9 protein-coding genes, 1 tRNA gene and 1 other RNA gene are annotated in these 9,729 nt (G+C 66.7%); 7 read left to right on the top strand and 4 right to left on the bottom strand.

Features of this window, described 5'->3' with window-relative positions; translation table 11 throughout:
* Both ACE3P2_RS16250 and cbiB read right to left on the bottom strand, forming a co-directional pair.
* Window positions 1–693 (bottom strand): threonine-phosphate decarboxylase (locus ACE3P2_RS16250; RefSeq protein WP_374266347.1); only part of this gene is annotated, 693 nt, incomplete at its 3' end.
* Window positions 686–1,624, bottom strand: a complete 939-nt coding sequence (gene cbiB / locus ACE3P2_RS16245; RefSeq protein ID WP_374266345.1) for an adenosylcobinamide-phosphate synthase CbiB — start codon at window positions 1,622–1,624, stop codon at window positions 686–688. The genes ACE3P2_RS16250 and cbiB, both read right to left, overlap by 8 nt.
* Window positions 1,625–1,662: 38 nt before the next feature.
* Between cbiB and ACE3P2_RS16240 the strand changes: the two genes are divergently transcribed.
* The 4 genes from ACE3P2_RS16240 (at window position 1,663) to ssrS (ending at window position 4,011) form a co-directional block, all read left to right on the top strand.
* On the top strand, window positions 1,663–3,174 hold the full coding sequence (locus tag ACE3P2_RS16240; protein ID WP_374266343.1) for a cobyric acid synthase: 1,512 nt from the start codon (window positions 1,663–1,665) through the stop codon (window positions 3,172–3,174).
* A 32-nt stretch (window positions 3,175–3,206) separates the two neighbouring features.
* Window positions 3,207–3,434: a hypothetical protein gene (locus tag ACE3P2_RS16235; protein WP_374266341.1), complete on the top strand. Its 228-nt coding sequence runs from the start codon at window positions 3,207–3,209 to the stop codon at window positions 3,432–3,434.
* Between the two features lie 64 nt (window positions 3,435–3,498).
* The gene (locus ACE3P2_RS16230) at window positions 3,499–3,795 is read left to right on the top strand and encodes a cell division protein ZapA (protein ID WP_374266339.1); all 297 of its coding nucleotides are present in this window, start codon (window positions 3,499–3,501) and stop codon (window positions 3,793–3,795) included.
* Window positions 3,796–3,829: 34 nt separating this feature from the next.
* Window positions 3,830–4,011, top strand: a non-coding RNA gene (gene ssrS, locus ACE3P2_RS16225) — 6S RNA.
* Window positions 4,012–4,087: 76 nt separating this feature from the next.
* On the opposite strand, the gene ACE3P2_RS16220 is transcribed toward ssrS, so the two are convergent.
* The gene (locus ACE3P2_RS16220; protein ID WP_374266337.1) at window positions 4,088–4,543 is read right to left on the bottom strand and encodes a cytochrome c5 family protein; all 456 of its coding nucleotides are present in this window, start codon (window positions 4,541–4,543) and stop codon (window positions 4,088–4,090) included.
* A 145-nt stretch (window positions 4,544–4,688) separates the two neighbouring features.
* On the opposite strand from ACE3P2_RS16220, the gene ACE3P2_RS16215 reads away from it, so the two are divergent.
* Window positions 4,689–4,765: transfer RNA gene (locus ACE3P2_RS16215), tRNA-Arg, on the top strand.
* Between the two features lie 457 nt (window positions 4,766–5,222).
* Here ACE3P2_RS16215 and ACE3P2_RS16210 read toward each other — a convergent pair.
* The gene (locus ACE3P2_RS16210) at window positions 5,223–5,426 is read right to left on the bottom strand and encodes a hypothetical protein (protein ID WP_374266335.1); all 204 of its coding nucleotides are present in this window, start codon (window positions 5,424–5,426) and stop codon (window positions 5,223–5,225) included.
* Window positions 5,427–5,933: 507 nt separating this feature from the next.
* Here ACE3P2_RS16210 and ACE3P2_RS16205 point away from each other — a divergent pair.
* Both ACE3P2_RS16205 and ACE3P2_RS16200 read left to right on the top strand, forming a co-directional pair.
* Window positions 5,934–8,165, top strand: coding sequence for a TonB-dependent receptor (locus ACE3P2_RS16205; protein ID WP_374266333.1), 2,232 nt, complete (start codon window positions 5,934–5,936; stop codon window positions 8,163–8,165).
* A gap of 18 nt (window positions 8,166–8,183) precedes the next feature.
* Entirely contained in the window at window positions 8,184–9,638 is a 1,455-nt protein-coding gene (locus tag ACE3P2_RS16200) for a fibronectin type III domain-containing protein (protein WP_374266331.1), read from the top strand.
* The last annotated feature ends 91 nt before the right edge of the window (window positions 9,639–9,729 follow it).

Genomic DNA, 9,729 nt, shown 5'->3' with positions numbered 1-9,729 from the left:
GGCGGTGCATACCGCCCGCGCCGGGCCGGACACGGCCCACGGGCCGAGCCGGTCGGCCAGTTGTTCGAGCAGCGCGGCGTCGGCGAACACGAAGCCGACCCGCGCGCCGGCAAGGCCGAAGAACTTGCCGATCGAGCGCAGCACCACCAGTCCCGGCGTGCCGGCCAGCGGCACCAGGCTGTCGGCCGGCTCGGCGTCGAGGAAGGCTTCGTCGACGATCAGCCGGCCGCCGCGGGCCGCAAGGCGGGCGTGCCAGTCGAGGAGCTGCGCCCGCGCAAAGCGCTGGCCGTCCGGGTTGTTGGGTTGCACCAGCAGCAGGGTGTCGGCGGTGGCGACCGCCGCGTCGATGGCCGCCGCCGGCAGCGCGTCGACCCGGTGGCCGCGCCAGGCGTGGGGGTGCTCGGCGTAGGTGGGCGCGAGGGTCACGACCCGGCCGGGCGGAAACAGGCCCGGCAAGGCCTGGATTGCCGCCTGGGAGCCGGCCACCGGGAGCAGCAACGGGCTGCCGTAGTAGCGCGCGGCCGCCGCCTCGAGGCCGTCGTCGGTCTCGGGCAGGCGCTGCCAGGCGTCGGCCGGGAGCGTCGGCACCGGGTAGGGCGCGGGGTTGATGCCGGTGGACAGGTCCACCCAGTCGGCCAGTGCGATGCCGTAGCGCTGGGCCGCCGCGCGCAGGCGTCCGCCGTGCTCAAGCATGGGCCAGCACGTTGAGCGCGGCGCTCGCCAGCAGCCACAGCCAGACGCTGTTGTGCACCAGCGCCACCGCCTTGTCGATGTCTGGGGCGCGGGCCGGAGCACCGGTGCCCAGCGGAGGCCGGGTCTCGAGGTGGCCGTGGTAGATCGCCGGGCCGCCGAGGCTGACGTGCAGCGCGCCGGCGCCGGCGGCCATCACCGGGCCGGCGTTGGGGCTGTCCCAGGTGGGCGCCTGGGTGCGCCAGCAGCGCAGCGCCGCGGCGGTGTGGCCGAGCAGCGCGTAGCTCAGCGCGGTGAGGCGGGCGGGGACGAAGTTGAGCACGTCGTCGATGCGCGCTGCCGCCCAGCCGAAGCGCAGGTAGCGTTCGTTGCGGTAGCCCCACATCGCGTCGAGCGTGTTGGCGAGGCGGAACATCAGCGCCCCCGGGCCGCCCAGCACGGCGAACCAGAACAGCGCGCCGAAGATCGCGTCGTTGCCGTTCTCGAGCACCGATTCGACGGTGGCCTTGGCAACCCCGGATTCGTCCAGCTCGGTGGTGTCGCGGGAGACGATCCACGACAGGCGCTGGCGGGCGCCGGCCAGATCGCCCCGTATCAGCGGCGCCGCCACCGCCCGGGCGTGCTCGGCGAGGCTGCGCCCACCCACCGCGAAATACAGCAGGCCCACGTCGAGGGCCAGCCCCAGCCACGCGTTGGCGGCTTTGAGCGACCCGGCCAGCGCGACCCACGGCAGCACCGCCGCGCTCCACGCCAGCAGGCCCACCGCGCGGTGATCGCCGAGGCGGCGGAACAGACGTTCGACGGCGCTCGCGTAACGCCCGAAACCCACCAGCGGATGGTGATGCGCGGGCTCGCCGAGCAGGCGGTCGAGGAGCAGGCCGAGGCCCATCGGCACGGCAACGGAGAACAGGACGGCGAGGTACAGGGCGGACATGGGATAATTCGGGATTCTTCGCCCCTCAATTGTAAGACATGCGTCAAGCCCGCACCCTGATGGTTCAGGGCACCACCTCCGATGCCGGCAAGAGCACTCTGGTCGCCGGCCTGGCCCGTCTGCTCGCCCGCCGCGGGGTGCGTGTCGCACCGTTCAAGCCGCAGAACATGGCGCTCAACTCGGCGGTCACCGCCGACGGCGGCGAGATCGGCCGGGCCCAGGCGCTGCAGGCGATCGCCGCGGGCCTCGCGCCCCACACCGACATGAACCCGGTGCTGCTCAAGCCCTCCACCGACATCGGCGCCCAGGTCATCATCCACGGCCGCGCCGTGGCCAACCTGTCGGCGCGGGATTACCACGACTACAAGCCCCGTGCGATGGCCGCCGTGCTCGAAAGCCACGGCCGCCTGTGCGCCCAGTACGACACCGTGCTGGTCGAAGGCGCCGGCAGCCCCGCCGAGATCAACCTGCGTGACCGCGACATCGCCAACATGGGCTTCGCCGAGGTGGTCGACTGTCCGGTGATCCTCGTCGCCGACATTGACCGCGGCGGCGTCTTCGCGCATCTGGTCGGCACCCTGGAACTCTTGTCGCCCAGCGAGCAGGCGCGGGTCAAGGGCTTCGTCATCAACCGCTTCCGGGGCGACATCGGCCTGCTCCAGCCGGGCCTCGACTGGCTCGAGGCCCGTACCGGCCGCCCGGTGCTGGGCGTGCTGCCCTACCTGCACGGCTTGTTCCTGGACGCCGAAGACGCGCTGGCCGACGCCCGCGCCGACAAGACCGAAGCCCGCCTGCGGGTGGTCGCGCCGGTGTATCCGCGCATCTCCAACCACACCGACCTCGACGCCCTGCGCCTGCATCCGCAGGTGGATTTCAGCTGGGTCGGGCCCGGGCAGACGATTCCGCCCGCCGACCTGATCGTGCTGCCCGGCTCCAAGGCCGTCCAGGCCGATCTCGCCTGGCTGCGCGCCCAGGGCTGGGCGCCCGCCATCCGCCGCCACCTGCGCTATGGCGGCAAACTGGTGGCGATCTGCGGCGGCTACCAGATGCTCGGCCGCCAGCTCCACGACCCGCTGGGCCTCGAAGGCGCGCCCGGCAGCGTCGCCGGCCTCGGCCTGCTCGACATCGAAACCACCCTCGAAGCCGAGAAGCAGCTCGACAACGTGCGCGGCGCCCTCGCGCTGCCCGGCACGCCGCCCGTCGCCGGCTACGAGATCCACATGGGCGTCACCCGCGGCCCGGCGCTCGCCCAGCCCGCGGTCCGTCTCGCCGACGGCCGCTCCGACGGTGCGCTCTCCGACGACGGGCAGATTCTCGGCAGCTATCTCCACGGCCTCTTCGATCACCCGGACGCCCTCGCCGCGCTGCTCGCCTGGGCCGGCGTGAACGACGCGGTGCGGGTCGACCTCGCCGCCCGCCGTCAGGCCGATCTCGACCGCCTCGCCGACAGCATCGAGCAGGGCATGGATCTGACGCGCCTGGCCGACTGCTTCGGCGACGGTCCAGCCGCCGACACGCTGCGACACGTCGCCCGTGCCCGGCTTGCTTGACCGCCTTCGCGCCCCTCTCTACCATTCCCGAAATGGACGCTGAACTCGCATCACTCGAACAAAAGCTCGAACAACTGCTCGACCGCCACGCTGCCGAACAGGCGCGCTTGAGCAGCCAGCACGCCGCTACCGTGGCGGAAAACCGCCGCCTGCAGGAGCGGGTCGACGCCCTCGAGACCGCCAACCGCGAACTCACCGACAAGCTCGGCCTCGTCGGCTCCCGCCTCGAAGCGCTGCTCGCCCGCATCCCGGAAGCCTGACATGCTCCGCCCCTGCTCAACTCGCTCCGAATCCCCGTGCCCGCTCGCACGGCGGGAGGCCTGAATGGAACAACTCGACATCAAGCTCCTGGGCCGCGAATACCGCGTCGGCTGCAAGTCCGAGGAGAAGGAAGGCCTGCTCGCCGCGGTCGCCTACCTCGACGAAAAAATGCGCGATCTGGCCGACAAGACCAACTCCGCCGGCGAGCGTCTGGCGGTCATGACGGCCCTCAACATCACTCACGAATTTCTGCAATTTCAGCGTGCCGGCGGGTTTGACATCCCCACGCTCAAGCGTAGAATCGAACGCATAAACGGTCGCCTCGACGGTGTGCTGGCAGAGCAGGAAAAGCTCTTCTGAGCCAGTCCCGGCAAGGGCAACCCAAGGTTTGATTAATCCCCTGCGGTGTTGGTTAAGGCTTTAAACTCCTTGAACCAATGTCTACGTGACATGGGTCGCGGCCCAAAGAAACCGTCGGTGTGTGCGCTCCTCGTCGAGTGTGCCTGAGATGGAAGGAAAGCGACCCCCCTGAACTCCGGTTCAGGATGCAAGCCTGACGGCATTCGCGGGGGACCCAACAAAAAAGCGCAGACCACGGTCTGCGCTTTTTTACGGCCCTGCGTCGCCGGCCAGGGCCGGCGACGGGCGGTATTCAGTCCGGCGCCTTGAACCCGGCACCCGCCTTGTTGGCCAGGAAGGCCACGGCGCGCTTGAGCTCGTTCTCGGTCAGGTCAGCTGCGCCACCCTTCGGCGGCATTGCGTTCTTGCCGGCGGTGGCGGACTTCACGAGGCCGTCGTAACCCTGTGCCAGACGCGGACCCCAGGCGGCCTTGTCGCCGGCCTTCGGAGCGCCGGCTGCGCCGGTTTCGTGGCAGGCGCCGCACACCGAAGCGTAGATTTCTTCGCCCTTGCGGCTGCCCGGCGCGGCGGCCGGCGCGGCGGCCAGGGACACCTGGGCGACCGGCTGGATCAGCTTGGCGGCGAGTTCATCATCGACGGCGGCCTTCTTGCCACAGCCCACGAGTTGGGTAGCCAGGGCGGCAACGCCGATGGAGAGCGCGATCCGCGCGTAGGAGCGAACGGGGGCAGAGCGACCAAAATCCGACATGCTGAATTCCTCGAGTACGGGCACGATTGATTAAAGCATTGATTATAGCGAGGCTATTCCCCTTCTGTCAGGCAAAGCATGGACTCTGCCCCCGATTCGCGCTATCCTGCGCGCCGCGCAACGCAAAGTTGCCTGCATCCTCCGCGCGCCCGTAGCTCAGCTGGATAGAGTACTGCCCTCCGAAGGCAGGGGTCGGACGTTCGAATCGTCTCGGGCGCGCCATAAAATCAAAGACTGAGGCCACTTTCGAGTGGCCTTTTTCACGCCGTACGGAATCCATACGGAAAACCGGTTTCCGTACGCACCTCTCAAACGCATCAAGTATGGTGAAGTTTGGGCCGTCACACGGACGCCTGCCCTCGCCCGGCTCCCTGTGCCACAAAAAAACCCGCCACTACGGCGGGTCGGTTGGGGTGAGGGTCAGACTTGAACTCCGCCGACCAGTCCGTTATAGAGACTTACGCGCTTGGCGGCATGGTCGCGTTTCAAAAGCCGGTCTTCGGCCGGCTGAGTGCCTCATATCACTCAACGGCGCTACGAATTTGCAGCATCGCGCCACGTGTCGATCAGTTTTGCAGCGTCTTCGGCGTGAAAAAGAGGGGGCTTACGGAGCAGATGTCGGGCATGGTTGGGGCATTGGGGTGGGAGAGGGCATAGGAGCGATAGCGGCGGGGCGCCGTCACAACGCTATATCAGTGCCTGCCATCGCTGCCGCCTCACCCTCGATCACGCCGGCGCGGTGATAGACCGTGGCGCCTACTGTGACCTGATCCTCTGCAATCAGCGAGCCCAGCGCATCGCAGACCGTGGTGAGATGGGACGCCATCAGCGCCGCCTCTTCACAGGCATGGCAGAGGCTGTGCACTTCATCGAAAGTCACCATATCCGAGTGGCACGGCTCAACCGGTCTCGCCAACTCGGGCGCCCGGTAACGGCGGCCGGGGCAGAAATCCGTCTGGGCCGGAGGCATCACGCCTGCCACGCATTTGTGCAACAAGGCTCCATAAAGCCCGCCTACCTCATTGATTGCATGCTTTTCGGGTGATTGATTTTGGTGTTCTTCGGGGCAGATTCGATGGCTGAATTCAAGTTATGAGTCCCGAGGCGCCGCCGGTTACGGAGTAGCCGGAGTCAATTTGCCGGCTTATTGCATTCGGCTGTCCGCGGCAGGGGGTTGATAGCGCTGTGGCAATATGTCACGTCAATTGTCGGGGCGAAAGCCATTAGACTTAAAAGCGCGCATTTAATGCTTGCCGAGCGACGCGTGGGCGAGCAGCTAATCGATTCACGCCGTTTTATTCAGTCTGAGCGACGAAGGCCGGAATGTCCCGGTTTCGATTTCGACTGCCGGCAGCGTTGAGTCGCTTATTGTCAGAGCGGAAAACGTCTAATGGATTCACTGTTTGTCGGGCAGGCTGATTGGCCGCGGGGCCGGACGGTTGTTGCATTGCTCGCAACATTGTCGTTGTCTGCGCATGGGCAGGAAGCGGCGCTGGATGTTCTGACGGTCACCGCTTCCGGCGTGAGGCGCGCGGCGCCGCCCGGGCTCGGCGCGATCAATCTGAGTGAGGCCGAGATTGCGGCAACCCGCGCGGGGGTGGCGGACAGCAGCCAGTTGCTGCGGGATGTGCCTGGCATGAGCATGTATGGCGCCGGCGGCATTTCGGGACTGCCGGCGATCCGCGGCATGGCGGACGAGCGTCTGCGCATTCAGGTCGACGGCGCGGATCTGATGGCTGCGTGTCCCAATCACATGAACCCGGTGCTGTCTTATATCGCGCCGAGCAAGGTTGCGGAAATTACCGTTTATCCGGGTGTGGCCCCGGTGAGCGTGGGTGGAGACAATATCGGAGGGGTGATCCAGGTGCGCTCCGCACCGCCACTTTTTGCGGGCAGCCCCGTCGAAGTGGGCGCCAGCGGAACGCTCGGCACGTATTACCACAGCAACGGTCATGCGGTGGGTTACAACGCGGGCGTCGAGTGGGTGGGGCAGAACATCAATCTGTCGTATAGCGAATCCCAGGCTCGTTCGGGCAATTACCGGGCAGGGGGCGATTTCAAGCCTGTCGCCAAGGGGCGCGAGGATGGTGCGCCGATTGCCGGGGACGTGGTCGCGTCGAGCGGCTTTGCGGGGGCACACAATCGGGAGGTGGGGCTCGCGCTGCGACAGGCGCGGCATGTCCTGCAACTGACGGCCGGCGAGCAGCAGGTGGAGTTCGAGGGCTTTCCCAACCAGCGCATGGACATGACCAATAACCGCAACACGGTCATCAATCTGCGTTATTTCGGCGACTACGACTGGGGAGCGGTGGAAGCCCGGCTCTCCGATCAGGATGTCCGTCACAGGATGGACATGGGGCGCGACCGCTATTCCTACGGTACCGGGATGCCGATGGAAAGCAAGGCACATACGCGAAACGGCGCGCTGCAGGCCACGATCAACCCGACGGAGCGGGATCTGCTGCGTCTGGGTGGGGAATACCAGTCGTACATCCTCTATGACTGGTGGCCGCCGGTGGGCGGCGTGATGGCCCCCAACGCGTTCTGGAACGTCGATTATGGCCGTCGCCATCGCAGTGACGTGTTCGGCGAGTGGGAGGCGCACTGGCAGTCGGCGTGGACCACCCTGATCGGCGTGCGGGGTACCCGGGTGACAACCGATGCGGCGGCGGTTCAGGGGTACGACAACGGCCTGGCCGCTGCCTGGGGCAATGACGCGGCGGCGTTCAACGGGCGCGACCGCAAGCGCGCAGACAACAACTGGGACTTCACCGCCCTGGCCCGGTTCGTGCCCGACCGAACGGCGCGTTACGAAGGCGGCTATGCCCGCAAGTCGCGGGCGCCAAGCCTGTATCAACGCTACCCGTGGTCCACCAATCCAATGGCGGCGTTGATGAACAACTTCGTCGGCGACGGCAACGGCTATGTCGGCAATCCCGATCTGCGTCCCGAGGTGGCTCACACGGTCAGCCTCACCGGCGACTGGAACGGTCCGCAAAAGGCGGACTGGAGCTTGAAGGCGACGGCTTACTACACCTATGTCGAGCACTACATCGACGCGCAGCGCTGCGATTCTGGTCAATGCAGTGCCGAGAACCTCACCCGGACCGATGGCTTCGTGCACCTGAAGTACGCGAACCAACGGGCGCGCCTGTATGGCATCGATCTCGCCGGCGCGAAAGAACTCGGGCATCTCGACGGGCTCGGCAGCTTTTCGGTGACGGGTCTGTTCAACTACGTGCGCGGCGAGAACACCGCGACCGGCGACAACCTTTACAACATGATGCCGCCGAACGCGAAGCTCGCGCTACGCAATCGCGCCGCCGGCTGGACGAGCACCGCGGAAATGCTGCTCGTGAAGGGGAAGCGGGACGTCTCGGAGGTGCGCAACGAAATCCCGACCGCCGGCTACGGCCTGCTCAACCTGCGCAGTAGTTACCAGTGGACGATGGCCCGCCTCGATGTGGGCATCGAGAACCTGTTCGACAAGCGCTACGCGCTGCCATTGGGTGGCGCCTATGTCGGCCAGGGCGCGTCGATGACGACCGGCGGCGTGCCCTGGGGCTACGTTGTGCCGGGCCGTGGGCGTTCCGTCAATGTGGCCCTCAACCTGAATTTCTGACCTGCCGAGCCCTGTCCGATGCTGCAATTCGATCTTCCTGTCCGGAACGCCTTCCTCATCGCCTGCGTAGCCAGCGTTGCACTCGGCGGTTGCGGTAGCGCGGGCGACAACGGTCCTGCCATCGAGGCGAATTCCCAGACCATTCGCTTCGAGCCGGCCCCCACGCTGAACAAGGGCGAAACGGCGACGGTCGTCGCCGTCGCCAGTTCCGGCCTGCCGGTGCGCTACGGCAGTGCCACACCCGGCGTGTGCAGGGTGGACCCCGGCAGCGGCCTGGTGACCAGCCTCACCCTTGGCAACTGCGTGGTGTCGGCCAATCAGGCTGGCAACAGCCGGTACGCCCAGGCGCCGGAAGCGACGCTCACGCTGCCGGTGGCGTTCTCGCCGGAGCAGCACATCACCTTCGGTGCGGCGCCCGGCCTCAGCCTGGGCGGCACGGCGGTGGTGTCGGCAACGGCCACGTCGGGCCTGCCGGTGAGCTTCAGCAGCCTGAGCGCGAGCATCTGCTCGGTGGTTCCCGATGCGGGCGTGGTGACGGCACTGCTGGCCGGCAACTGCGTGATCGCGGCCAACCAGGCGGGCGATGCCAACTACCACGCGGCGGCGCAGGTCACCCAGTCCATCGTGGTGAGTGCGCCGCTGAGCGTGCGGGTGCCCGGCGTACCGGGCAGCGTGACTGCGGCGCCTGGCACCGTGGCGGATACGGTGCTCGTCAGCTTCGGCGGAACCGACAGCGGCGGCAGCCCGATCACCGGCTACACGGTCACGTCCGTGCCGGCGGGCATTGCCGCCTCCGGGACGGCATCGCCGATCACCGTCGCCTGCCCGAACAACTGCCGTGGCTACGCGCTTTCGGTGGCAGCGCAGAATGCCGTGGGCACGGGTAGCGCCTCGGCGCCGGTGCCGGTCACGGCCGCGTATCAGGTGGTCGAGACCTTCTACGAGCCGGATACCCAGCCCAACAACTCGATCTTCATCGGCACCTTCACCTTCAATTTCGCCACGGGCACGGTGTCGGACCTCAAAGGCATCCTGAGCGAATCCATGACCGGTGGCTCGACGGGCTACCCCAGCGACTCGATGAAATGGCTGTCCCTCGATTACCAGCTGGTCAGCTGGCGTGATGCGACCTTGGGCGGCACCTTTGTCGCGAGTTTCAGGAACGCCACCACCGATACCTTCCTCAGCAGCGCGACCGGCGATAGCTGGTCGCCACAGCAGGGGGTGACGGTAGGCGGGCGTTATTACGGATCGCCCGGCGCAAATCCCGGAAACGCCTATGCGCTTATTTTCGTTCCCGATGATCCGACCGCCACCCTCACCCGCGCCCAATTGGTCATGCTGGCCTATGCCGACTGCGCGCCCGGCGGCATGATGGGGGATACCTGCATGACCGGGACGGCATTTGCCGGTTATGGCAGTGATGGCACGATGGGAGGTGTTCCACGGTCGCAGCTTATTGCCAGAAAGTGATTTCTATTGGCTTGATGGAATAATCGCCAATTTGGCGACGATATGTCGCACAGGCGAATTCACCCGAAAAAATATAATTGTTTTTATTTTT

This window comes from Zoogloea sp. (genome assembly GCF_041911615.1).
GTDB lineage: Bacteria > Pseudomonadota > Gammaproteobacteria > Burkholderiales > Rhodocyclaceae > Zoogloea.
The sequence above is the reverse complement of the archived record's forward strand: the minus strand, read 5'-3'. Positions and strand labels throughout refer to the sequence as shown.

Excerpts from the sequence above, each read along its gene's own strand:
- ACE3P2_RS16205 (WP_374266333.1), top strand. The coding sequence starts at position 5,934 with ATGGATTCACTGTTTGTCGGGCAGGCTGATTGGCCGCGGGGCCGGACG.
- ACE3P2_RS16230 (WP_374266339.1), top strand. The coding sequence starts at position 3,499 with ATGGAACAACTCGACATCAAGCTCCTGGGCCGCGAATACCGCGTCGGC.
- ACE3P2_RS16220 (WP_374266337.1), bottom strand. The coding sequence starts at position 4,543 with ATGTCGGATTTTGGTCGCTCTGCCCCCGTTCGCTCCTACGCGCGGATC.
- ACE3P2_RS16200 (WP_374266331.1), top strand. The coding sequence starts at position 8,184 with ATGCTGCAATTCGATCTTCCTGTCCGGAACGCCTTCCTCATCGCCTGC.
- ACE3P2_RS16240 (WP_374266343.1), top strand. The coding sequence starts at position 1,663 with ATGCGTCAAGCCCGCACCCTGATGGTTCAGGGCACCACCTCCGATGCC.
- cbiB (WP_374266345.1), bottom strand. The coding sequence starts at position 1,624 with ATGTCCGCCCTGTACCTCGCCGTCCTGTTCTCCGTTGCCGTGCCGATG.
- ACE3P2_RS16210 (WP_374266335.1), bottom strand. The coding sequence starts at position 5,426 with ATGGTGACTTTCGATGAAGTGCACAGCCTCTGCCATGCCTGTGAAGAG.
- ACE3P2_RS16235 (WP_374266341.1), top strand. The coding sequence starts at position 3,207 with ATGGACGCTGAACTCGCATCACTCGAACAAAAGCTCGAACAACTGCTC.